Below are 24,333 nucleotides of genomic sequence, written 5' to 3' on the forward strand. Positions count from 1 at the left end.
ACGGTCAGGCCGAGGCCTTGACGACGGACCAGCCGCCGTCCACCAGCAGGCTCGATCCCGTGATGTAGGACGCCTCGTCGGCGGCGAGAAACGCAATCGCCGCCGCGGCCTCCTGGGGGGTGCCGAAACGCTTGGCGGCAGTCTCGGTGACGCTCTGCCTCCGGTCCTCCTCCGAGACCCGGTCCCATGCCCCGGTGAGGATGGGGCCGGGCAGGACGGCGTTGACCCGCACCTCGGGTCCGTACTCCACCGCCAGTTGTCCGCACAGAGAGAGCAGCGCGCCCTTGGACGCCGCGTACGCGGGATGTCCGGGGATGCCCTTGTGGGCGTGGACCGAGGAGGTGAGCACCACGGCGCCGCGGCGTTCGCGCAGGTCGGGCAGGACCGCACGGAAGCCGAGGAACGCTCCGGTGAGGTTCACTGCGAGCTGGCGCTCCCATGAGGTGACGGTCATCTCGTGGGCGGGGGTGACGTCGACCGTGAAGGCGTTGCTCACCAGGACGTCGACGGGGCCGAAGGTGTGCGCCGCGGAGACGATCCGCCCCCAGTCGTCCTCGTCCGCGACGTCCGTGCGGACGAAGAGGGCCCGGCCGCCCGCTGTTCGGATGCCCGCGGCGACACGCTCGCCCGCGTCCTCGGCGATGTCGGCGAGGATCACCGCGGCGCCTTCGGCGGCGAGCCGTTCGGCGGTGGACGCGCCGATGCCCGACGCGGCTCCGGTGACCACTGCCACCTTGTCGGCGAAGCGGGTGTTTCCGTTCATGGGGCTGTCGGCTCCTCGGGTGGTGAAGCTGTCGGCGATTCTGCCGGTGGCGCCGTTCGGACGGTTGGCTACTGCCTCACGCGTACGACGAGTTGGACTGCGGGGTGACCAGAAAGGTGCGGCTCTGTGCTGTGCTGAGGTGCACCTGCGACTCCGCATGCGCGCCCACGGAACGAGGCCCGGCCTCCTGACCCAGGCGGCCGGGCCTCGTTCGGCTGATACAGACTGACGGGGCAACCGGGCCACCGTCAAGATTAATTACTAATTAATCTACTGGCTCTGACTGGGCCGGTTCCCTGCCCCGCGGCTCTCGGCCGTGCGGGTCACGAGAGTCCGATCCGGTTCATGGGTATCCGCTGGTAGTCGGGGAGTTGAGCGGCGATCAGGTCGTCGTTGCCCAGGGTCGGCTTCCCGTCCACGACTGTCACGACGCCGGGGTCGGCAGTGAGTGTCAGATTGCGGTCAACCGTTCCGTACGTGCGCGCGGACGGGGCGATGTCCAGCGCGGCGACGGTGCAGAGCGCGTTGTACTCGACGACGTTGTACTTCGGGTACGCCGGCTGATCGTCGGCAATGTTCACGAGGTTCGGATAGCGCGACCGCCACGGCTCCTTCTGGTTGGGAACGGCGGCCAGCAGGTCGTACATCCCCCACGCGCCGCCGGGTGCCACTTCCTCCGCCGCCCAGTTGAGACCTCGTTCGTCGAGCGTCACCGAACGGCCGGACGACAGCATGATGTTGTTGCTGATGACGTTGTCCCGGCCGCCGCCGATCTGGAAGGCGGTGTCGACCTTGTAGAAGATGTTGCCGAACGCCGTCGTTCCGCAGAAGCAGTCGTCGAGGTAGACACCCGAGGCGAAGAGGGATCCGCCGCTGCCCACGATGTCGTGCAGGAAGTTGTAGCGGATGACCGTGCCGCGTCCGGTCCACTCCCGTCCCGCGTAGATGGCGCCGGCGTCGTTGGTCTCCTTCACCACATCGTTGATCTCGTTGTACTCGATCACGTGATCGTTGCCGCGGAAGAGGATGGCGACGTGCGGCGCATCGTAGATGTGGTTGTTGGCGACGTGGTTTCCGACACCGGCGAGTTCGACCGCGGGGTTGTACGTCAACTGGAGGCGGCTGTAGTCGTGGATCTCGTTGCCGACCGCCCGGTTGCGTGCCGGGGTGAGGGTGGCCCGGTCACCGCCGGCGAGGGCTATGCCCCCCTGACCGGTGGCCTGGATGTGGCAGCCGCGGACCTCGTTCAGCGATCCGCCGTGCGGGCCGGCCGAGACACTTGAGTCGCCGATCGTGACCGCGCGACCGCCCAGGAGCCGCAGGGTGCAGTCCGCGACCGTGTTGGACGTGCCGTCGGTGATGACGATGCCGTCGCCGCGCGACCCCTCGAACATGAGGTTCGAGAACGTGACGTTCGAGCAGCCCTTGAGGACGGCCATCGGGTCGGCGAGCAGCGACAGTTGCACCGACGCGCCGGACAGGTCACTCGGCGGGTACAGGTACAGCTTCCCGGTGGCCCGGTCGAGGTACCACTCACCCGGCGAGTCGAGTTCCTCAAGCACGTTGTAGTAGTAGTAGCGCTGGCCCGCCTTGACGCTGTACATGCTGGCGGTCTTGGTGGAGACCGTCTGCGCCGCCGGGTCGATCGCCTTGATCTGAAGGTTGCCGTCGGCCCACTCGTAGAACCAGTAGCCCTGCATCCACACGTCACTGGTGTCGGTCCAGGTCGACGGCCGGGGGTCGGTGTACTTGAACGTGGCCCCCTTGGCGAATTCGGCGGCCATCTTGTCGGGGTCGCCGAGGACGCTGCGGGGGTTCCCGCCCGGGTCGATGACCTGACCGACGGCGAGGAACTCGGTGTTCGGGTAACGGGCGAGGGTCATCGCCTCGCTGTTGAAGAACAGTTCGGGCGGGGTGACCGCGCGCGGCAGGCCGTATCCGGTCTGGACGATCTGGCCGTAGTCGGTGATCCCGAGCGCCTTCAGGTCGAACTCGCGGACGGTGTCGCGTGACCCGGCCGGGAGGCGGTCGCGGATTGCCTGGTCGCTGACCGCCTCGAAACCGGTAGCGGGCAGGTCCACGCCGCCGACGAGCCGGACCTGTTCGCCCTCGTAGGCGGCGTAGGTGACCGGCCGGCCCGGTGCACCGGAGTCCTGCGCTTCGAGGGTGAAGCTTCGCGTCCGCCGGTACGTGCCGCCCCGGAGGAAGACGGTCACCGGTTCCGTGGCACGGCCCGGCGCCCCCTGCCGCCAGGTCCGGATCACGTCGCGCGCCTTCTCCAGCGTCGCGAGGGGCGCGGCCTGCGTGCCCCGGTTCGAGTCCTTCCCGTCCGTTGCCACGAAGAAGGACTTCTGGTCCTTGGGCCGGTCCCGCCGGTCACCGGTACCGGCGTAGGCCGGCCCGGCGACGAGGGCCGCCGACGCGCCGGCGCCGACGGCCCCGGCGGCCCTGAGGAGATCACGTCGAGAGAATCTGGACATGTTGTGCCTTTCGTAGGTGCCTACTGGAACCGGGCCCTCGGTCCGGGCGCACAGCGCCTCCGGCCGAGCCTTCGTTGCACGACGCTCCGACTATCGATAATCGTTGAGCGATAAGTAGTGGGTCGGCGGTGGCGAGTGTCAAGGGATCCTTCAAAACCCGCTGGATGAAGCACGGTTCACACGCAGCGCAGGTTGCGAACGGGTAACGCCTCCGTTGACAGGCCTTGACCGTCGCCCGGCAGGTCCTCGATGGTGAGCGCGCTATCGATAAGCGATAAGCGATTAGCAATCGATGGAGGTTTCGATGGTTTCGGGTTCTCGCCGGCACCTGGTCAAGCTGGGTGCCATCGCCATATCCGCCGCACTGCTCACGGGCTGCTCGACCGGCTCGGACTCAGCAGGCGGCGACAAGAACATCCGCATGCTGGTCAACATCACTCCGGTGCTGACCAAGCAGTTCTACAAGGACTTGGTGGCGGGGTACGTCGCCAGTCACCCCGGAGTGAAGGTCACGATCGAGGCGCCCACCGGCAGGGGCATCGAGGACACGCTGAAGCAGCAACTGGCCGCGGGCAGCCCGCCCGACATCCTCGCCGGCGGGCAGAACACGGCTCTCGCCGGACAGATGGAGCCGCTGCCCGACGAGCAGTGGGTGAAGGACGCACCGTTCGCGGAGGCGTCCAAGCTGGACGGCAAGGTGTGGATGGCCGGCACCGGCGTCCAGCTTCAGTCGCTGGTGTTCTACAACAAGGCTGCCTTCGCCAAGGCCGGTGTCACCGGGACGCCCAGGACGGTCGACGAGTTCACCGCCGCGCTGCGCAAGCTGAAGGGCGCCGGTTACACGCCGCTGCAGACCGGTGGTGAGTGGACCACCGGCGCGCAGGCCCTGATGATGGCCAACCCGAACGTGATGAACACCGAGCCGCAGTGGTACGCGAAGCGGAACAAGGGCTCCGTGACCTTCGCCGGCAGCAACTACGCCAAGTACCTGGGCGTCTACCAGTCGTGGATCAAGGACGGCCTGGTTCCCAAGGACGCCAACGGCATCAAGTACCAGGACATGATCAACAACTTCACAGCCGGCAAGTCGGCGACGATGGTGATGGGCAACTGGCTGGCGGCCTCGCTCGCCGAAGCGAAGCCGGGCATCGACGCGGGCGTGTTCCCCGTCCCCACGTTCGACGGCTCCACGCCGCCGCAGGGGGCCAACCCGGCCATGCCGTACTCGGTGCTCAAGAGCTCCAGGCACGCGGACGCGGCAATAGACCTGGTGAAGTACCTGGTCAGCGACAAGAAGGCGATCACGAGGGCGCTGAGCGCGGAGGGCAACTTCCGTACCGGATACAGCTACGAAGCCTCCCCGCTGACCAAGGACATCGCGAAGCTCCTCGACGAGGCCGGCGGCAAGACCGTGGCGATCGGCCCCGGACTGGGCGACAACTCTTCCCCGGCGGGCTTCCCCGCGGAGTTCAACACCCAGGTCCAGAGCATGTATCTCGGGACGACAGCCGATCAGGTGGCGGGTGCCATGGACAAGTGGTGGGCCGCGAATGCGCCCAAGTAACGAGACGCTTACCGCTCCTGGACCGCCGGACAACCCACCGGTCCCCGAGCGCCCCCGTCACACTCACCACACTTCCCCGCGCCCGCTGCGCGCACGCGCCGCCCGCAGCCTGTCCGGCATCTTCATGGTCGGCCCCGCACTGGCGGCGATCGTGGCCTTCATCCTCATCCCTGTCGTGGTCGCCGGACGGCTCAGCCTCACCGACTGGGACGGTTTCTCCGACAACTCCGAATTCGTCGGCCTGGACAACTACGTTCAGCTGTTCCACGACCCGGACGTGGCGAGCGCGGCATACGTCACGCTCGTGATCGCGGTGGTCGGCACCGTGGCCTGCAACGTCCTCGGCCTGGGCCTCGCGGTCATGCTCAACGGCCAGGGGCGCGTCAAAGCGATGCTGCGGGGCCTGTTCTTCTACCCGCACGTGCTCGGCGCGGTCATCATCGGCTTCCTGTGGTCGGCCATACTGAGCAGCGAAGGAGCGGTCAACACCCTCCTGACCGCGGCGCACCGCTCGAAGATCCCGTTCCTGTCCGATCCGCAGTGGGCGCTCGCAGCGGTCGTCTTCGTGGTGATCTGGTCGACGTTCGGGGTGAACGTGGTCCTCTACCTCGCCGGGCTGCAGACGATCCCCGAGTCGCTCCTGGAGGCGGCGCGCATCGACGGCGCCTCACGCCGGCAGACGTTCCGCCAGGTCGTGCTGCCGATGCTGGCACCCACGGTGACGATCAACGTGGTCCTCGTACTCGTCCAACTGCTGCGGGTCTACGACCTGGTACTGGCGATGACCGACGGTGGTCCGGCCGGCCACACGCAGACGTACGCGTACCTGGTCCTGTCGGAGTCGTTCCTGAACGGGAAGATCGGCTACGCCTCGGCCCAGAGCATCGTCCTCATGATCGTCATCACGGTGCTCGCCGTCGTGATCGTCGCGCTGCGCCAGCGCAGCGAGAAGGCGGTGGAACTGTGAACCGCAATGCAGGCAGCCGGGTCGGCCCGGTCATGCTCGGCCTCTTCGCACTGGTCATGGTGGCGCCGCTGTACCTCGTGATCGTCAACGCGTTCAAACCGGAGTCGGCGATCCGTCAACGGCCGTTCTCCGCCGACCCGGGCGTGCTGTCCACGGACTATCTCCGAGCGGCACTGTCGTCACCGGACTACAACATCATCAAGGCGTTCGGTGTGACGGTGATGTTCGTGGTCCTGGTCAACGCGCTGTCTCTGGCGCTGGCCGGTCCGGCCGCCTACGTCATCGCCCGGGGTACCCGCCCGTGGCACAAGGGGATGCTGCTGGTGTTCCTGGCCGGGCTGTTCATCCCCGGGCAGGTGCTGGTCATTCCGGTGATCTATGTGCTGCGCTTCACGGGCCTGATGGGCACGATCCCCGGGTTCGTCATGTACGAGGCGACGCTGACCCTGCCCCTGTCGATGTTCCTGTTCGTGGGCTACATCAAGTCCATCCCCCGGGAGCTCGACGAGGCGGCGCAGATCGACGGTGCAGGCCGGCTGCGCACCTTCTGGCAAGTGATCTTCCCGCTGATGCGGCCGGTCGTGGTCACCGCGGTCGTCCTGCACACCATCGGGGTCTGGACGGACTTCGTGAACCCGCAGATCGTGCTGGGCCCGACGTCGGGCCTGTATACCGTGATGACCGGCGTGTACTCCGCGATCGGTCTGCACACCACCGACCTGTCCGTGGTCTATCCGACGCTGCTCCTGGCGATCGCACCGGTGCTGGTCTTCTTCGTGATCATGCAACGCAAGATCGTCGGTGGCCTCACCGCCGGCGCGACGAAGGGGTGACCGTGGGCAAGCACATGGTGAGCGTGACGGCGTCCGTGCCGGCCTGCGAACCGCCGGCCTGGGCCGTACTGCAACGGCAGTTGTTCTCGGTGCTGGACGAGGCATGGCGGGTCTTCGAGGACCGGTACTGCCACCCCGACGGCGGGCTGCGCTTCGACGGGGAACTGAAAGGCCGTGACGGGGCGGACGACTTCTACGAACCGTTCTTCAACTGGCCGATGCTGTACATGCTCGGCGGGGCGGATGACCTCCTCGACGCCAGCAAGAAGCACTGGAACGGGATCACTCGGCAGCTTTCCGACGCCGGGTTCCTGGTCGACGAGTACGAGCGCGGGTACGACTGGTTCCACCAGGGCGAGTCGCTGCTGATGTTCTACGGGATCTGCGCGGCCGACCCGTCCGACGACACGTTCCGCCGGCGGGCGCTGCGCTTCGCCGACCTCTACCTGCCCACCTCGCCCGTCGGCAACGTCGACGGCTCGCAGCGGATCATCCGGGCTCCGCACACCGGGGCCGGCGGGCCGCGCCGGGGCGTGGATGACGCATGGGCGCAGGGGTTCGGCGCGGAACTGACCAACATGAAAGCGTACGGCCTGCCCCTGGAGGATCTGCCCGGCATCAACACCTGGGACGACCTGGCCGACCCCGTCAACGCGCGGCGTATGGGCGAGGCGATGAACCGGCGGCTCGGCGACGGCGACGTCGCCGTGAACCTCGCTTCCACCTCGCTGATCGCCAACGCGTGGCTGTACACGGGCGAGGACCGGTACCGCGACTGGCTCGTCGACTACGTGCAGGCCTGGCGGGACCGGGCCGCCGCCGCGGGCGGCGTCATCCCCGACAACGTGGGGCCCTCCGGGGAGGTCGGTGAGCTGCACGACGGCCGCTGGTACGGCGGCCCGTACGGCTGGACCTGGCCTCACGGTCTGCACAGCGTCGGCGCGGTCGCGGTCGTCGCTGCCATGAACGCCGCTCTGGTCACCGGCGACAACGCGTGGTTCGACCTGGCCCGCGCCCCACTGGACCGGGTGCTGGAAGAGGCGACGCGCGGGCCGGTTCGTGACGGTGACTCCAGCATGGCCACGACCTGGCTCCAGCGCCTCGGGCCCGATGCCGACAGCGACCTGCAACTGGTGCCCTACCGGTACGGCTTGCACGGCTGGTTCGACCACCAGCCGCTGCAGATCGCCTTCCCGGCCTGGATCTGGTGGTGCTCCGGCGACCCGCAGGACCGGCAGCGGCTTGACCGCGTGGAGCGCGAATGCGGCTACGACTGGACCACCGTGCACGCCTTCCGCGACAAGGAGGAGGCCGGACACGAGGCGCCGTGGCTCGCCTACCTCGACGGTCGCAACCCCGACTACCCGGCCCGAGCCCTCGGCATGGCGCTGGGGCAGGTCGCCCGCAGGATGGCACTCGTCCGCGAGGATGCGACAACCGCCCGCACCGATGACATCCACTGGTGGCAGCGGCTCAATCCCGTGGGGACAGAGATTCTGGTGCAGCTGACCACCGGCGCTCCCGCCACCCCCTACAACGGGGGGCTCCAGCAGGCACGGGTGCGCTACTGGGACGCCGACCGCGGCCGTCCCGGCCTGCCGGCCGACGTCGCCGCCCTCGTCGAGAGCCTCGACGAGGCCCGAGTCGGCGTCCAGTTGGTCAACCTGAGCAATACGTGTGAGCGGCGTGTGGCCGTGCAGGCCGGCGCGTTCGCCGAGGACGGCATCGACCATGTCGTGGTGGATCGACTCGACAGCGGCTACCCCGGCCCGAACCGCGCCTACCGGGCCGACGAGTTCACGACCAGTACCCGGCACATCGACGTGCACGACAATCACCTGCTGGTGATCCTGCCGCCAGGGACCCGGCTCGACCTGACCATGCAGGTGAGACGCCGTCAGTTCACCCCGAGCCACCCCACGTTCGACCGATACCAGGAGAAGTAGAATGACGAACGATGAGCATGCCCAGCGGGTGTTTCCCCTTCCGGTGCGCGGCGACACATACCAGCGTGCCGATGCGGAGCTGGTGGACCAGATGGGCCAGGTGAGCAGTGCCACCGCGTGCGCGAAGCTGCACGGCATGGGCATCAGGCGCACGTGGATGGAGGGGCCGCAGCCCCTCACGACCGGGCAGAAGATCGCCGGTTCGGCGTTGACGCTCCAGTTCATGCCGCAGCGCGAGGACATAGCCAGCGGCCTGGCCCAGGAGGCCGTCGAACGCCAAACCGCCCTGTGGGCGGTCCTGGAGGCGGTACAGCCCGGTGACGTCCTCGTCATCCAGGCGTACGGGTCGGCGTTCAGCGGCTGCGTCGGCGACATGCTCGTCCGCTACTTCAAGCGCAAGGGCGGCGCCGGTATCGTCGTCGACGGCCGGATCCGGGACGCTCCGCGGGTCCGTGAGCTCGGCGTGCCGATCTGGTGCACCGGCACCACCCCGCACTACGCCTCCCAGTCGGAGCTGTTCCCCTGGGCGTACGACGTGCCGGTTGCCGCCGGCGGAGTGCTGTGCCTGCCCGGCGACATCGTGGTCGCCGACGATGACGGCGCCGTCGTCGTCCCCCGGGCGACCGCGCCGGAGGTGGTCGCCACGGCCCAGGACCACCAGGAGTGGGAGGTGTTCAGCCGGATGCGTCTCGACCAGGGCGCCCGGCTCGGCAACTACTACCCGCTGACGTCGGAGTCGCGCGCGGAGTACGAACAGTGGCGCGACCAGCAGCGGTCGTCCCAGCGATGAACCATGTCTCGGGCCCGGGTGTGCTGGGCCGCACCGGTCTCACGGTCGGCAGGCTCGGCCTGGGCTGCGCGCCCCTGGGCAACCTGTACGAGCCGGTTCCGGAGGAGGAAGCCACCGGCACGGTGCGTGCCGCGCTGGCGGGTGGGACGCGCCTGTTCGACACCGCCCCCCGGTACGGCAACGGCGTGTCCGAACAGCGCCTCGGCCAGGTACTGGCCGGGGTACCCAGGTCTGAGGTCGTCGTCGCGACCAAGGTCGGATACCTCCTCACCGACGACGGGGCCGAGCCGGACTTCTCCTATGACGGCACCATGCGGTGCCTGGAGCAGAGCCTGACCCGGCTCGGCCTGGACCGGGTGGACATCGCGCACGTGCACGACCCCGACCACCATGAGCAGGAGGCCCTCGCGGGGGCCTTCCGCGCCCTGGTCGACCTGCGGGAGCAGGGCGTGGTGTCGGCGGTGGGCGCGGGCATGAACCAGAGCGGCATGCTGGAGCGGATCGTCGCGCAAGTCGACGTGGACTGCGTGCTGCTGGCCGGCCGGTACACTCTGCTCGACCAGGAAGCTCTGACGGGCCTGCTGCCTGAGTGCGAGGCCCGCGGTGTCGGGGTCATCCTGGGCGGGGTGTACAACTCCGGCCTGCTGGCCGATCCGCGACCCGGCGCGAGGTACGACTACCGGACAGCCGAGCCGCAACAGGTTGCCACCGCGCTGGCCATCTCGGAGATCTGTGCCCGTCACGGGGTGCCGATGAAGGCGGCGGCCCTGCGGTTCGCCTGGGGGCATCCTGCCGTGTCCGCTCTGGTCGTCGGAGCCAGGACGGCCGATGAAGTGTGGGAGAACCTCGCCATGGCGCAGACCACCGTCCCCGCCGACCTGTGGGCGGAGCTGCGCGAAGCGGGACTGCTCCCGCAGGAGGTGCCGACGCCGTGACCGTCATCGACGCACACGTCCACCTGTGGGACCCCGACCTGCACGACCACGCGTGGCTGCGGTCCGCGGGCGAACTGCATCGCCCCTTCCTTCTCGACGACCTCACCGCGGCCTCCGGGTCGGTGACGGCTGTTGTCGTGCAGGCCGGGCGGACCGTGGACGAGGCCCGTTGGCTGCTGGGCCTGGCCGCGCGGTCCCCACGGCTCGCCGGCGTCGTCGTCCACGCCGATCTCGCCGATCCGGCCGCCGTGGACACGATCGACGCACTCCGCGCGGAGGACGGGGGTTCGGCGCTGGTCGGGGTCCGTGACCCGGTCGGGGCAGGCGAGGGCGCCCGCCTCGGGCTGCCCCAGGTGCGGCGCTCACTCGCGGCTCTCGGCGAGCGGGGCCTGGCCATGGACCTGCTGCTGGGGCACGGGACTCTGCGTGAGGCATACGCAGCGGCCAGGGACCTGCCGCAGGTGCGGTTCGTCGTCGACCACGCCGCCATCTCGGCCGTCGACGTGCGGCGCGAAGGCCTCAGCGAATGGGCCGCGCAGCTGACGCCACTGGGCCGACTGCCCAACGTGGTGTGCAAGTTGTCCGGACTCGGAAAGGCCACCGCCGAACCGGGCGGAGTGCGCCTGGACGCCGTGGCGCGGGTGCTGCTCGACGTGTTCGGGCCACGCCGGCTGATGTTCGGGTCCGACTGGCCGGTCAGCACACAGTGGTCGCCGTACGAGGCCGTGGCCGGAGCCACGGCCCGGGTGCTGGACGGGCTGACCGCTGACGAAGCCGCCGCGGTCCGGGGTGGAACGGCCATCAGGGCATACCGACTTGATCTGGCGGACCCGTCCGCCGGCGACAGGATGACAATGATCCGGCAAAGGGAGCACTGATGACTGGTCTGAACGATCTGCTAGAACAGAACAGGGGCATGACGTCCGGCGGGCTGCTGTCCGACCGCGTCTACCGGCTGCTGCGCTCGGCCATCCTGAGCGGCGAGATGGCACCGGATCAGCGGATCGTCGAATCCGACATCGCCAAACGCCTGGGCATCAGCCAGGCCCCGGTGCGCGAGGCCGTCAAACGGCTGGTGCACGAAAGCCTGGTCACTCACGTGCCGCGGCTGGGCAGCCGGGTCGCCAATATCTCGATCGAGCAAGCTGAACAGGCACGAGAACTGCGCGGTCTGCTGGAGGAGTTCGCCGCCCGAGCCGCCGCCCAGCGCCGCGCCGAGGGCTACGTCGACCAGCTGAACTCGGTGATCGACGACATGCGACGGGCGGCCCTGCACGACGACCCGAGCAGCTTCCGCGACAGCGACATGGCTTTCCACCGCCTCGTCTGCCAGGCCAGCGGCAACCACCTGCTGCCGCGGTTGTGGGAGGTGATGGAGCCCAGTCTCTGGACGCTGCGCGTGGTCTCCAACCCGTTCTACACCGGCAGCCGCGACAAGCTGGTCGACGAACACGCGCGCCTGCTCGACATACTCGTCAACGGCCGGGAAGACGACGCCGCAGAGGCCTTCCGTCGCCACGCGACCGGCCGGGCCAAGCCGTCACAGCGCGACGAATAGGACCATCCGGCTGCACGCGGTAAGCGGGCGCGATACGTACCACGACCGTATTCACCAAATGTCCGCGGTGGACGGTACGGGTCGCTATCGGCGTACGTCGAACCGGTGGGCGCGGGCAACGCGTTCGCCGGTGGCTACCTGTACGGCCCCCTCCCAGAGCCGACTGAGGTGGCCCGCCTTCGGCTCGGTCACCGCGGTCGCCGCCGCGGCGCTGGGGCGTGACCGGGAAGTCGGGCCACTGCCGGCCATGGACGCCGCTCAGTTACGCATCGAACGACATCGGAGGTTCCGCATGACCCGGCAAGGCGCGCGCACCACCGGCTCCGTCGACACCACCCGGATCCTGCTCACGGGCGCCGCGGGCAGGGTCGGCACGCAACTGCGGCCGCTGGCGGCACGGGAGGGCCGCACGCTGCGGCTTCTCGACATCACCACGCCGCCCGCCATCGAAGGGAGCGGAGCGGAGGAGACCGTGATCACCTCCCTCACCGACGCCGAGGCGCTGCTGGAGGCATGCCGGGGCGTCAGCGCGATTGTCCATCTCGGCGGCCAGAGCGTCGAGTCCACCCTGGACGACGTACTGGACCGCAACGTGCGCGGCACACTGAACCTCCTGGAGGCGGCCCGGCTGGCCGGTGTGCCCCGGGTCGTCCTCGCCTCCTCGACACATACCGTCGGCTTCCACCAGTACGACGGCACTCCGGTCGCCGCGGACGCACCGGCCCGCCCGGACACGCTCTACGGCTGGAGCAAGGCCGCGATCGAGTCCGCCGGGCGCCTGTACCACGACCGCTTCGGCATGGACATCATCTGTCTGCGTATCGGAAGCTGGTTCCCGATGCCGAACGGGATGCGCGGGCTGTCCACCTGGCTGTCACCGGCCGACGGGCACCGCCTCGTCGAAGCCTGCCTGAGCTGCCGCGAACCCGGCTACCGGATCGTCTGGGGAGTCAGCCGCAACACCCGGGGCCGGCTGAGCCTGGCCGAAGGTGAGGCGATCGGCTACCACCCGCTCGACGACGCCGAGCAGTTCGCGCCCGAGGTGACCGACGGGTGCGGCGTGCCGGACCCCGCCGACCCGACCGCAGCCCGGCTCGGGGGCGCCTGGTGCGCCCTCCCCCTGGGGCGGACCTGGTGACAGCCGTCCGTTCGTGACAGCCATCCGTTCATAACAGCTATCCGTTCGTAACAGTCGGCCGAGCACCGGCTCGGCCGAGGCAACCCTTGAAGTGGAGATTTATCCATGAATACCGTGAAATGCGATGAACGAACAACGCGGCTCTCGGGACTGCTCTCCTTCCCTCTGACTCCCTTCGACGACGCCGACGAGGTCGACCTGGACGTCTTCGCCACCCACGTCGAGGCACAGATCGCCGCCGGACCCAGCGGGCTGTTCGTGGCGTGCGGCACCGGCGAGTTCCCCGCGCTCGGGCTCGACGAGTACCGGCAGGTCGTGTCCACCGCGGTGAAGCAGGCCGCCGGACGCATACGGGTGTTCGCCGGGGCGGGCGGAGGCCCGCGGGTCGCGCGGGAGTTCGCGCTGGCCGCGCAGGAATGCGGCGCCGACGGACTGCTGTTGCTGCCGCCCTATCTGCTGACGTCCACCCCGCAGGGGCTGGTGCGCCATATTCGCTACGTCGCCGAGGCCACACCGCTGCCGATCACCGTCTACCAGCGGGCCAACGCGGTCCTCGATCCGGCAGCCGCGGTGGAACTGCTCGACATCCCGACCGTCGCGGGCATCAAGGACGGCTGCGGCGACGTCGACGCGATGCTCCGCCTGGTCACCGCCGTACGTACCAGCGGACACCCCCGCGCCGCCGAGTTCGGATTCCTCAACGGCCTGCCGACCGCAGAGCTCAGCGCACGAGCTTACGCAGCGATCGGCGTGGAGAGCTACTCCTCGGCGGTGCACTGCTTTGCCCCCGACATCGCCACCGCATTCCACCGGGCTGTGCGCGACGACGACGAGGAGGCACAGCGAACGCTGCTGACCGAGTTCTACCTGCCGTTCGCCGCGCTGCGCGACCGTGTGCCCGGCTACGCCGTTTCGCTGGTCAAGGCCGGTGCGCAGCTGGCCGGACTGGCCGTCGGCCCCGTCCGGCCGCCGCTGGTGGAGGCCACACCGGAACACGTCGCGCAACTCGCGGCCATCGTGGACCGCGGACGCACGGCACTCCATCGACTGGAGGAGTCCCGGGCATGACGACTGGTTCCGGTACGAGGGAGGACCACGTGGAGCTGCAGAGCCCGTCAGGGCACGCCACGATCACCGACATCCGCATCACGCCCATCGCATTCCCTGATCCGCCGTTGCTCAACGCCGTGGGCTGCCACGAGCCGTGGGCATTGCGCGCGATCATCGAAGTCGACTGCGGGGACGGGCTCATCGGGCTCGGCGAGACCTACGGCGACGCCACGCACCTGGCGGTGCTGCGTACGGTGGCACCGCTGCTGATCGGGCTGGACCCGTTCCGGACCGAATACATCAAGTCCGTGGTGGATGCGCTGCTCGGCACCGCTGACGCGCCCGCGGAGAAACTCGGTCCGGCCGGCGGCATGGGCCCGGAGAAGGCGGCGCTGCGGGTCTTCTCCGCATTCGAGGTCGCCTGCCTCGACGCGCAGGGCCAGGCGATCGGCCGGCCGGTCCACGATCTCCTCGGCGGCCGGGTACGCGACGCCGTGCCCTTCTCGGCGTACCTGTTCTACAAGTGGGCGCAGCATCCCGGCGATGCCCCGGACCCCTACGGCGCTGCGCTCGACCCTGACGGGATCGTGGCGCAGGCCCGGACGATGGTGCAGATGTACGGCTTCCAGTCGATCAAGCTGAAGGGCGGTGTCTTCGCTCCCGACGAGGAACTCGACGCCATTCGCGCGCTGCGCGAGGAGTTCCCCACGCTGCCGCTGCGCATCGATCCCAACGCCGCGTGGAGCGTCGAGACCTCCCGCCGGGTCGCCGCCGAGACTCAGGGCCTGCTGGAATATCTCGAAGATCCCACCGAGGGCCTGGCCGGCATGGCCGCCATCGCCGAGACCGCCGGGATGCCGCTGGCCACCAACATGTGCGTGGTCTCCTTCGACCACATTCCCGAGGCCGTCGATCGCGGCTCCGTTCAGGTCATCCTGTCCGATCACCACTACTGGGGCGGACTGCGGCAGTCCGTGCGCCTGGCGGGCATCTGCGAGACCTGGGGCCTTGGCCTGTCGATGCACTCCAACAGCCATCTCGGCATCAGCCTTGCCGCGATGACCCACCTCGGCGCGGCGCTGCCGCAGCTGTCCTACGCCGCCGACACCCACACGCCGTGGCAGCTGGGTGTCGACGTGGTGGAGCACCCGCTGACCTTCGTCGACGGCGCCGTACCCGTGCCGATGTCGCCGGGGCTCGGCGTGCGGCTGGACCGGGACGCGCTTGCCCGGCTGCATGAGAACTACCTTCGGCAGGGCATCACCGGACGCGACGACACGGGTTACATGCGCCGGTTCCACCCGGACTTCAACCCGACGAAGCCGCGGTGGTGACCGGGGATCCGGTCAGCCTCTCGGGGCACGCCTACTCTCCACGACTCGCTCGGAGTCGGTGACCACGCATGAGCCGTGACAGCTCGTGTCGACACACGGAGGTTCGGGGACGGGAGTGGCCGCGTCTGGCCCTCACGTCCCCGATGCGGACACAGCGAGGCGGCATCCGAACCCGCGCATCCTCCCAAGCGCGGCTGCCCGACAGCCGTGCACCGATGAAACACCTGGGCCAATGCCGTTGACAGCTCCCGAGTCTTCGACGGAGAACTCATGGCCCCCGCACTCGCTCTGTTCGCAGCCACTGCCCCATGGGTGAGCGACGCGGCAAAGGACGAGACTCTGGGGTACCAGTGATCAGCTCCCGCCGTGCTCGCTTCCCTCGCTGTCGAGGACCAGCCTTTCTGTGGGGTGGGCAGGGCTGTGAGCTGGGACTGTGCAGATGGAGTGGGTGGTGTCGCATCTTGACCGCTCAGTGAAAGCGAGTGGTGGACGTGGTGGCGATGCATCTCGGGGTGATCTTGGGCTGCCAGTCCGGTTCTGTGACCACTTCAGGGGCGGGGCGGACGGCTCTCATTGCAATGCATAGCTGCCTGTAGGGCCGTGTGTGTCCTTTGACGTGATCGTCATGTCTGCAGCGATCGTGTACCAATATGCCAAGTAAGTTCCTGATTATGAGCTTTGAGCGCCTTGACCCGGTTGGCACCACTGCAGGTCGGGGACGTTGGTGAGTGTCAGCTGTGAGTCTTCGTCGCATGGCGCATGCTTTGCGTACGTACGCCGCCGGACGGGAGGTACGAGCGACATGGTGGACGCCGACCCGGGGCTCTTCGGGCCCGAATCCGTCACCTGGCAGATGCATGGCGATCCGATGATGTGGGTCGCCGGAGTGCGTGCGCTCTACCTCCAGGCGCTGCACCCGCGCGCCGTACGCGGTGTCATGCAGAACTCCGACTTCCGCAAGGACGCCTGGGGGCGGCTGATGCGTACGGCAGGCTTCGTCGGAACGATCACCTACGGCACCACCGAAGCGGCCGAGAAGGCGGGCGCCCGGGTCCGCAGGATCCACCGGCTCCTCAAGGTCACCGACCCGGCGACCGGTGAGATGTACGGCGTCGACGAACCCGGGCTGCTGCTCTGGGTGCACTGCGCCGAGGTCGACTCCTACCTCCAGGTCGAACGCCGCTCCGGCTTCCCGCTCACCGACGCCCAGGCCGACCGCTACATCGACGAGCACCGCCACAGCGCCCGTCTCGTCGGTCTCGACCCCGCCGACGTCCCGGCCACCACCGCACAGCTCGCCGCCTATTTCGAACGGGTGCGGCCCCAACTTGCCGCATCCCCCGAGGCGTTGGACGTCGACGACTTCCTGCGCCGTCCACCCGTTCATCCGCTGCTCCTACCGGCACGCGCACTGCTGTGGCGGCGCGTCGCGGCACTCGCCTACCAGTCACTGCCCCCGTACGCCCATGAGCTGTACGGCAGACCCGTGGGGCCCGTGCGCACCGTCGACCGCCGTCTGCGCACCGCCGGAACCGCTCTGCGCTGCATTCCCTCCCGGCTCCGCTGGCAACTCCCGCCCGGTCACATTCTGAACGCGATGGCCCGACTCGGTCCCGGCAGCCGCCCCACCCCGTACAAACTGCGCAGCCAGGCCGCCATACTGGACGGGCCGGGGAGGGCACAGGAGTAGGCGAAGCGACGGGGGCGACAGCAGGCGATGGCGGACACCAGGCTGATCCAGAGCCGGTACCGACTGCTCGATCTGATCGGGCGCGGGGGCATGGGCGAGGTGTGGCGCGCCCGCGACGAGTCGCTCGGCCGCCACGTGGCCGTCAAATGCCTCAAGCCGATGGGGCCCCAGCACGACCAGTCCTTCACCCGTGTCCTGCGCGAACGCTTCCGCCGCGAGGCCCGCGTCGCCGCCGCGCTCCAGCACCGGGGCGTCACCGTCGTCCATGATTTCGGCGAGCACGAGGGCGTCCTCTACCTGGTGATGGAGCTCCTCGACGGCCGTAACCTCAGCCAGCTGCTGGAGGACAACAAACAGCATCCGCTGCCGGTGCCCGACATCGTCGACATCGCCGAACAGGTTGCCGACGCCCTCGGCTACACGCACCAGCAGGGCATCGTGCACCGCGACCTCAAGCCCGCCAACATCATGCGGCTGGGCGACGGCACGGTGAAGATCTGCGACTTCGGCATCGCCAGGCTCGGCCACGACATCGGCTTCACCTCCCGCCTCACCGGTACCGGCATCGCCATGGGCACCCCGCACTACATGTCGCCCGAGCAGATCAGCGGCGGCCATGTCGACCACCGCAGCGACCTCTACTCACTGGGCTGCGTCCTGTACGAGATCGCCACCGGAGCACCGCCGTTCGACCTCGACGACGCCTGGGCCGTCCTCGTCGGACACCGCGACACCCAGCCCGAGCCACTGCGCACCCACCGCGCCGAACTCCCCGGGTTCTTCGACCGCGTCGTCCTGGAACTGCTGGCCAAGACCCCCGAGGGGCGGCCTGTCGACGCGGGCGACCTGCGCCGGCGGATCGCCGTCGGCCGTACCGGCGAGCAGCCGCAGCTCCAGCCCTCGGGACAGGTACGGCTCGCGCCGCCTGTTCCCGTCGTGCGTCCGGGGCAGGAGCTGCCGGCCTGGACCCGCGGCATGACCACCGGACACAAGGCGACCGGTGCCCACCTCGGGCTCGCCCCGCCCGACCACTCCGCGGGCCTCACCGGCGAGTGGACCACCGGCACCGACATGCGGCACCTCACCGGAGAGCTGCCACCGGTCAGGGCCGAGCGGCCGACCCCGTCGCCGGAGCTGCTCTCCATCCTCGCCAACCGGCACAGTGCGGGCCTCAACCTGGGCCGGCTCGGCCACTGGGAGGAGGCGGGCGAAGTACACCGTGCAGTCGCCGCCGAACGCGAGCACGCACTCGGCCCCGACCACACCGACACGCTCTCCAGCCGGTACGAGGTCGGCTTCACCCTCAGCCGCACCGGGCGCGCGTCCGACGCCCTGCGGGAGTTCGGCCGCGTGGCCCAGGGCCGCGAACGCACCCTGGGCCCCGACCACCCGGAGACCCTCGCGGCCCGTCAGGAGATGGCGTACGTCATGGGCCAGCTCGGCCGGCACTTCGAGGCCCATCAGGTGTACGCGGCGGTCCTCGCCTCCCGGGAGCGGTCGATGGGCCCCGACCACCCCGACACCCTGCGCTGCCGCCACAATCTCGCCTTCAACCTCAGCAGGCTCGGCCGCCTGGAGGACTCGTACCGGATGGCCAGGGACGTGGCGTCGGCCCGCACCCGCCTGCTCGGGGGCGACCACCCCGACACCCTGGTCACGCTCTACGAAGTGGCGTACACGCTCGGCAGGCTGGGGCGCTGGACGGAGGCCCTGCACACCTACCGGGACGTCGCCCAGGCCCGGTCGAGGTCGCTCGGTGCCGACCATCCCGACACGCTGTCCGCCCGCTACGAGGTCGGCATCAGCCTCGGTCGCCTGGGCCGCAGCGCGGAGGCCCTGGAGCTGTACCGCGCGCTCGTCGACGACCGGACGAGGGTGGGCGGCCCCGCCGACCCCGAGACGCTCCGCGCCCGCCACGGCCGCGGGGTCAACCTGGGGCGCCTCGCCCGCTGGGAGGAAGCGCTCGCCGAGGCGCGCGACGTGTGCGCGATCCGCGAACGCGTCCTGGGCCCCGACCACCCCGACACCCTCGTCAGCCGCCGCGAGGTCGCCGTCGGCCTCGGCTGGCTCGGCCGCTGGGCCGACGCCCTCACTGTTTACCGCCAGGTCGCCGAGGCCCGCGAACGCGTCCTGGGCGCCGACCACCCCGAGACCCTCGCCGGCCGCAACGACGAGGCGCACTGCCTGGAGCAGCTCGGCCGGGGACCGGAGGCCGTCGAGCTGTACCGCCGGGTCGCGGCACTGCGCCGCGGGCGGGGAGCGCCACCGCACTGACCAGGCACCACCACCTCTGGTCAGGGGGGAACGTCCCGTGTTACGAAGGGGCATGCCCGCACCCGACAGCTATGACGCAGTGATCGTGGGCGGCGGCCACAACGGTCTGGTCGCCGCCGCCTACCTCGCCCGCGCCGGACAGTCCGTCCTGGTTCTGGAACGCCTCGCCACCACCGGGGGAGCGGCCGTCTCGACCCGTCCCTTCGACGGGGTCGACGCCCGCCTGTCGCGCTACTCGTACCTTGTGTCCCTGCTGCCGCACAAGATCGTCCGCGATCTCGGACTGGACTTCGCCGTACGCAAGCGGACCGTCTCCTCGTACACCCCGACCGTGCGGGGCGGCCGCGCCACCGGGCTGCTCGTCGGCGGGGACCGCACCCGGGACTCCTTCGCCGCGCTCACCGGCTCGGACCGGGAGTACGAGGCGTGGCAGCGCTTCTACGGAATGACGCGACGCGTCGCCGAGCAGGCCTTCCCGACACTCACCGAACCTCTGCCGACGCGGGACGCACTGCGCGAGCGGATCGGTGACAAGGAGGCCTGGCGGACACTCTTCGAGGAGCCCATCGGTGTCGCCGTCGAGAAGACCTTCCATGACGACCTCGTACGCGGAGTCGTTCTCACCGACGCCCTGATCGGCACCTTCGCCGATGCGCACGACCCGTCCCTGCTCCAGAACCGCTGCTTCCTCTACCACATCATCGGCGGCTCCACCGGCGACTGGGACGTCCCGGTGGGCGGCATGGGCGCGCTCACCGACGCCCTCGCCCGGGCCGCCCGCGAGGCCGGGGCACAGATCCGCGTACGGCACGAGGCGACCCGTATCGAAACCGATGGAACAAGGGCCGAGATCACCGTCCGCTCACCCGAAGCGGAACACGTCGTCACGGCCCGCAAGGTCCTCGTCAACGCCTCGCCGCAGGCGCTCGCCGCCCTCCTCGGGGACGAGCCGCCCACCCCGGCCGAGGGCGCGCAGCTGAAGGTGAACATGCTGCTCACCCGGCTGCCCCGGCTGCGCGACCGCTCCGTCGACCCGCGCGAGGCCTTCGCCGGGACGTTCCACATCGCCGAGGGGTACGGGCAGCTCGCCGATGCCTACCGGGACGCGGCGGCGGGCCGGCTGCCCACCGCCCCGCCGTCCGAGATCTACTGCCACTCGCTGACCGACCCGTCGATCCTGGGCCCCGGCCTCGCCGCGCGCGGCTACCAGACCCTCACCCTGTTCGGTCTGCACACCCCCGCCCGGCTCTTCGCCGCCGACAACGCGGCAACGCGCGCCGAGCTCCTGACGGCCACACTCGCCGAACTCGACGCACACCTGGACGAGCCGATCACCGACTGTCTGGCACACGACGAGAACGGCGAGCCGTGCATCGAGGCGAAGACACCGCTCGATCTCGAACAGGATCTGCGGCTGCCCGGCGGCCACATCTTCCACCGGGACCTCGCCTTCCCCTACGCCACCGAATCCACCGGCCGTTGGGGGGTGGAGACGGCGCACGCCAATGTGCTGCTGTGCGGGGCGGGCGCCGTACGCGGCGGCGGGGTCAGCGGGGTTCCCGGCCACAACGCCGCGATGGCGGCGCTGGGCCGGTGACCCTGTTCCGCTAGCGACCGAACACGCCGCGCAGCGCGTCGCGTTTGCGCGGCAGGTCGTACTCCGCGCCGCCCTCGTGCCCGTTGTACGTGAACACCTCGATCTCGGCCGGACCCGCATAGCGGTGATACGCGGCGAACACCGTGGACGACGGGCAGATCCTGTCCATCAGACCGACCGAGAACCACGCCGGGGCGGTTGCCCGTGCCGCGAAGTTGACCCCGTCGAAGTAGGACAGGGTCTCCATCGCCTCGTCGATCCGGAAGCGGTGCCCGGACAGCCAGCGGGCGATCTCCGCATACGGTCCGGCGTCCGTGATCTGCGAGGCACGCCGGTAGTGGCAGAGGAACGGCACATCGGCGACCGTCGCCGCGATGTCGTCCCGCAGCCCGGCGACGGCCAGGGCCAGCCCGCCGCCCTGGCTGCCCCCGAGCACAGCCACCCGCGAAGCGTCCACCGCCTCATGGGCCTTCGCCGCGTCCACCGCACGCACCGCATCCGTGATCAGCCGCCGGTAGTAGTGGCGGTACGGGTCTTCGATGCCGCTGGTCAGGAAGCCGGGGGAGGACGAGCCGTGCCCGTCCGGACCGATGTCCGGGGTGTCCGCGGTGTTCTTGCCGCCGCCGCCCTGGCCCCGGTTGTCCATGACCAGATGCGCGTACCCGAGTGCGCTCCAGGTCAGCCAGGAGTACGGAATGCCCCGGCCGCCGTTGTAGCCGATGTACTGCACTACGGCGGGCAGCGGCCCGGAGCGCACCCTCGGCAGGATCAGCCAAGCCTTCACGGGCTGCCCGCCCCAGCCGCGGAACGTCACATCGAGCACATCGACGGTCGCGAACCCGGCGTCGTACGGGACGAACTCGGCTTCCAGGGGGTGGCGGGCCGTCTCGGCGAGCGTCTTCTCCCAGAACGCGTCGAAGTCGGCCGGCTCCTCCGGCTCCGGCCGGTAGTCGCGCAGCCGGTCCAGATCCATGTCGAACAGCAAGGGTCTAGCTCCTCTTCAGGGTGAGGTTGAGGGTTGCACCGTGGCGTTCAGCGGTGTCGGCGGTGATCCGGATGCCGTTGCCGGTGGGTGCGGCGCTGACTCCCGGATCGGCGGAGACGACGGTCAGACCGCGCTGTGCCAGGTCCAGGACCACCGAGGACCGCAGCTGCGTCGGGTCGGACAGCGACACCTTCACCGTCCTTCCGTCCGGTCGTACGAGCACCGAGGCGGGACCGTCCGAGGCCAGGTCCTGCACGGTGCCCGCGGTCCAGAAGTTCGCGGCGACCAGTCCGTCCGCGCAGCGGCGTACCGCATGCACGGCGGTGGAGCGGGCGATCAGCTTCACCGGAGGCGCGGACGACCACTGCTTCGTACGCTCGGCGGAGGCCGCCGGGGCCTGCAGCCAGAAGTAGCCCGCCCCGCTCGGCGCGGTGCCGTGGTCCTGCCACAGCGTCAGATACGGGCGGGTGACCGGGGTGTCCGTGCCGTACTTGAGGTTGATCTCGCGCCAGGTCGCGGTGCGGTCCTCGCGCAGGCCGTGGAGCGTGGCGGGTTCGGGGAAGATGTAACCGCCGGTGCCGGCGACATGCAGCCACCGCACATGGTCGAGCTTTGCCGACCAGCCGGCGTCCGTGGGCGCGGCCGTGCCGTTGACGAGCAGGGCCGCCTTCGGGTCGCGGAGCTTCCGGTTCTCCACGACTGTCTCGGCCGTGCCCGCGTCGGAGGTGATGCCCGAGCCGACGCAGGCGATCACGTCGTCCAGACAGAACCAGCTCTTCAGCCCGTGCAGCGAACTTCCGTACGCGCGCAGCTCCATGCCGTACGCCCCGAGCGTCGTACCCGGCAGGGCGGTGCCACCCGCCCAGTCCGCGGTGCTGGTGGTGCGCTGCCCCGCCGCGTCCGCGGGCCGGCCGGCGATGACGGTGGTGCCGGGCAGCCGGGTCGGGTCGACGGTCGGCCAGTAGTCCTCGCTGTAGTGCCCGAGGTCGTCGGTGTAGAGCAGGACCATGCCGTCGGAGAGGTGCCAGGCGTGCAGATTCTCGTTCTGGATCGACTCGTAGTTGTAGATCCGGGACGAGTACGCGGAGATACCGAGGGCGAAGGACGGCCGGTGGTGAGCCGCCTTGTCCATCCGCGGGTGCTGCTTGTGCGCGACCAGCGGGCCACGCGCCGGGACCGGGGAAGCGATGACCTGCCGGGCGGCGACGAGCGAGGCGAGGTCGGTCACGGCCAGGAAGTCCCGGTAGGTGTCCTCGGCGATCCACTGCTTGACCAGGGCGGTGAACCGGTCGGCCGCCTCGCCGGGGAAGCTCGGGATCAGCCGCACGACCGCCTCGATGACCGTCTGCGCCGAGACATGGCCCTGCTTGCTGGGGCGGGCGATCTCGCGCCCGCACACCGACGCCATCACATCGCCACGGGCCAGCAGTGGATCGAAGCCGTCGTCGACCCAGCTGAGGACGTTGTCGAGATCGGGGTCGGTGACCCTCCACGCCGTACCGGCCAGGAGGTTCAGCAGCCGGGAGAGATTGTTCAGCAGCTCCTTGCCGTACCCCCCGTTGTACGGGTGCTTGTAGTGCTGGAGGAACGAACCGTCCGAGTAGAAGCCCTCGCCCGTACCCTGCGCCGCCGCACTGACGTCGTTGAAGGCGAGGACACTGTTTGCGCCCGAACCCTCGACGTCCGAAAGAGCGTCACGGACCCGGGCCAGATCGTCGCCGTTGTCGCTGAGCACGGCGTTGACGGCGACGACGGTGGAGATCCACACCCGGTTGGCGCCGGTCGCGATCTGCCGGTCGGCCCGCCAGAGGTTCGGGTCGGGCGTGTAGTGCCGTACGGCGGTGGTGATCCGGCCGAGCCGCTCCGTCCCGAGCGCGTCGTACAGCAGCACGGTCGCGTCGTTGAGGGCGAGTGCGGAGCCGATCTCCCAGTCCCAGTCGTTGTCGAACCGGGTGTGACCGGGCCCGTAGCGGTTCGTCAGCATCCAGTCGAGGCCGGCGAGCAGCAGATCGCGCAGCGCGGTGTCTCCGTACTGAGGAGTGCCGGGGACCGCCCACGCGGTCGCGATCGTGGCGAGGCGTTTGAACGACGTCGTGACGTGGTTGGAGAGCGTGGTGCTGGTCAGATCGGGGAACAGCCCGTCGGTACGGGTCGGGTCGAGGCCCTTCGCCGAGGTGGTCGCGGCCTTGCCGATCCTGGCCACGGCCGCGGCGATCTGCGGGTCCGTCAGGTCGAGGCCGGGGCCGCCGGTGAGCAGGGTGTGCCAGCGGCTGCGCAGGCCGGCGGCGTCATCGACGGCGGCGTCCCCGGCCGCCGCGTGCGCGGTGGCCGCGGTGAGCGTGAGCGGCAGGGCGGCGGCTGCGCCGAGCGCCGCAGCCCCGGCGAGAACGGTGCGCCGGGTGGTGCCCGGGTTGGTGCCTGGGTTCATG

At 69.7% G+C, this 24,333-nt stretch carries 18 protein-coding genes; 14 read left to right on the plus strand and 4 right to left on the minus strand.

What is annotated here, in order from left to right; all coding sequences use genetic code 11:
- Positions 1-4: 4 nt before the first annotated feature.
- Positions 5-763, minus strand: a complete 759-nt coding sequence (locus tag ACGFU7_RS17710; protein WP_393696778.1) for an SDR family NAD(P)-dependent oxidoreductase — start codon at positions 761-763, stop codon at positions 5-7.
- Positions 764-1,086: 323 nt separating this feature from the next.
- The gene (locus tag ACGFU7_RS17715; RefSeq protein ID WP_393696780.1) at positions 1,087-3,243 is read right to left on the minus strand and encodes a right-handed parallel beta-helix repeat-containing protein; all 2,157 of its coding nucleotides are present in this window, start codon (positions 3,241-3,243) and stop codon (positions 1,087-1,089) included.
- Between the two features lie 304 nt (positions 3,244-3,547).
- Between ACGFU7_RS17715 and ACGFU7_RS17720 the strand changes: the two genes are divergently transcribed.
- The 14 genes from ACGFU7_RS17720 (at position 3,548) to ACGFU7_RS17785 (ending at position 20,919) form a co-directional block, all read left to right on the plus strand.
- Entirely contained in the window at positions 3,548-4,807 is a 1,260-nt protein-coding gene (locus ACGFU7_RS17720; protein WP_393696782.1) for an ABC transporter substrate-binding protein, read from the plus strand.
- On the plus strand, positions 4,794-5,774 hold the full coding sequence (locus ACGFU7_RS17725; protein ID WP_393696784.1) for a carbohydrate ABC transporter permease: 981 nt from the start codon (positions 4,794-4,796) through the stop codon (positions 5,772-5,774). Before ACGFU7_RS17720 ends, ACGFU7_RS17725 begins: the two co-directional genes overlap by 14 nt.
- Entirely contained in the window at positions 5,771-6,607 is an 837-nt protein-coding gene (locus tag ACGFU7_RS17730) for a carbohydrate ABC transporter permease (protein ID WP_393696786.1), read from the plus strand. Before ACGFU7_RS17725 ends, ACGFU7_RS17730 begins: the two co-directional genes overlap by 4 nt.
- A 2-nt stretch (positions 6,608-6,609) precedes the next feature.
- The gene (locus ACGFU7_RS17735; protein WP_393696788.1) at positions 6,610-8,553 is read left to right on the plus strand and encodes a hypothetical protein; all 1,944 of its coding nucleotides are present in this window, start codon (positions 6,610-6,612) and stop codon (positions 8,551-8,553) included.
- A 1-nt stretch (position 8,554) separates the two neighbouring features.
- Positions 8,555-9,343: a ribonuclease activity regulator RraA gene (locus tag ACGFU7_RS17740; protein ID WP_393696790.1), complete on the plus strand. Its 789-nt coding sequence runs from the start codon at positions 8,555-8,557 to the stop codon at positions 9,341-9,343.
- Positions 9,340-10,278: an aldo/keto reductase gene (locus ACGFU7_RS17745; protein WP_393696792.1), complete on the plus strand. Its 939-nt coding sequence runs from the start codon at positions 9,340-9,342 to the stop codon at positions 10,276-10,278. The genes ACGFU7_RS17740 and ACGFU7_RS17745 overlap by 4 nt, the downstream gene beginning before the upstream one ends.
- On the plus strand, positions 10,275-11,156 hold the full coding sequence (locus tag ACGFU7_RS17750; protein WP_393696794.1) for an amidohydrolase family protein: 882 nt from the start codon (positions 10,275-10,277) through the stop codon (positions 11,154-11,156). The genes ACGFU7_RS17745 and ACGFU7_RS17750 overlap by 4 nt, the downstream gene beginning before the upstream one ends.
- Entirely contained in the window at positions 11,156-11,836 is a 681-nt protein-coding gene (locus ACGFU7_RS17755) for a GntR family transcriptional regulator (protein WP_393696796.1), read from the plus strand. The genes ACGFU7_RS17750 and ACGFU7_RS17755 overlap by 1 nt, the downstream gene beginning before the upstream one ends.
- A 292-nt stretch (positions 11,837-12,128) precedes the next feature.
- Positions 12,129-12,974, plus strand: a complete 846-nt coding sequence (locus ACGFU7_RS17760) for an NAD-dependent epimerase/dehydratase family protein (protein WP_393696798.1) — start codon at positions 12,129-12,131, stop codon at positions 12,972-12,974.
- Positions 12,975-13,079: 105 nt separating this feature from the next.
- A complete protein-coding gene (locus ACGFU7_RS17765; protein ID WP_393696800.1) occupies positions 13,080-14,042 on the plus strand; it encodes a 5-dehydro-4-deoxyglucarate dehydratase in 963 nt (320 codons plus the stop codon).
- A gap of 35 nt (positions 14,043-14,077) precedes the next feature.
- Positions 14,078-15,358 (plus strand): glucarate dehydratase family protein, encoded by a 1,281-nt coding sequence (locus tag ACGFU7_RS17770; RefSeq protein WP_393697054.1) that lies wholly within the window; start codon positions 14,078-14,080, stop codon positions 15,356-15,358.
- Positions 15,359-16,160: 802 nt separating this feature from the next.
- Positions 16,161-17,048, plus strand: a complete 888-nt coding sequence (locus tag ACGFU7_RS17775) for an oxygenase MpaB family protein (protein WP_393696802.1) — start codon at positions 16,161-16,163, stop codon at positions 17,046-17,048.
- Positions 17,049-17,075: 27 nt separating this feature from the next.
- The gene (locus ACGFU7_RS17780; protein ID WP_393696803.1) at positions 17,076-19,322 is read left to right on the plus strand and encodes a tetratricopeptide repeat protein; all 2,247 of its coding nucleotides are present in this window, start codon (positions 17,076-17,078) and stop codon (positions 19,320-19,322) included.
- 52 nt (positions 19,323-19,374) lie between these two features.
- Positions 19,375-20,919 carry a phytoene desaturase family protein gene (locus tag ACGFU7_RS17785; RefSeq protein ID WP_393696805.1) on the plus strand — a complete coding sequence of 515 codons (1,545 nt, stop codon included), beginning with the start codon at positions 19,375-19,377 and terminating at the stop codon, positions 20,917-20,919.
- Positions 20,920-20,929: 10 nt separating this feature from the next.
- Here ACGFU7_RS17785 and ACGFU7_RS17790 read toward each other — a convergent pair whose 3' ends face one another.
- Positions 20,930-21,904, minus strand: a complete 975-nt coding sequence (locus tag ACGFU7_RS17790) for an acetylxylan esterase (protein WP_393696807.1) — start codon at positions 21,902-21,904, stop codon at positions 20,930-20,932.
- Between the two features lie 4 nt (positions 21,905-21,908).
- Complete coding sequence (locus ACGFU7_RS17795) at positions 21,909-24,332, minus strand: polysaccharide lyase 8 family protein (protein WP_393696809.1); 2,424 nt, start codon at positions 24,330-24,332, stop codon at positions 21,909-21,911.
- Position 24,333 lies beyond the last annotated feature (1 nt).

The organism is Streptomyces sp. NPDC048473, assembly GCF_043200155.1.
In the GTDB taxonomy this organism is placed as follows: domain Bacteria; phylum Actinomycetota; class Actinomycetes; order Streptomycetales; family Streptomycetaceae; genus Streptomyces.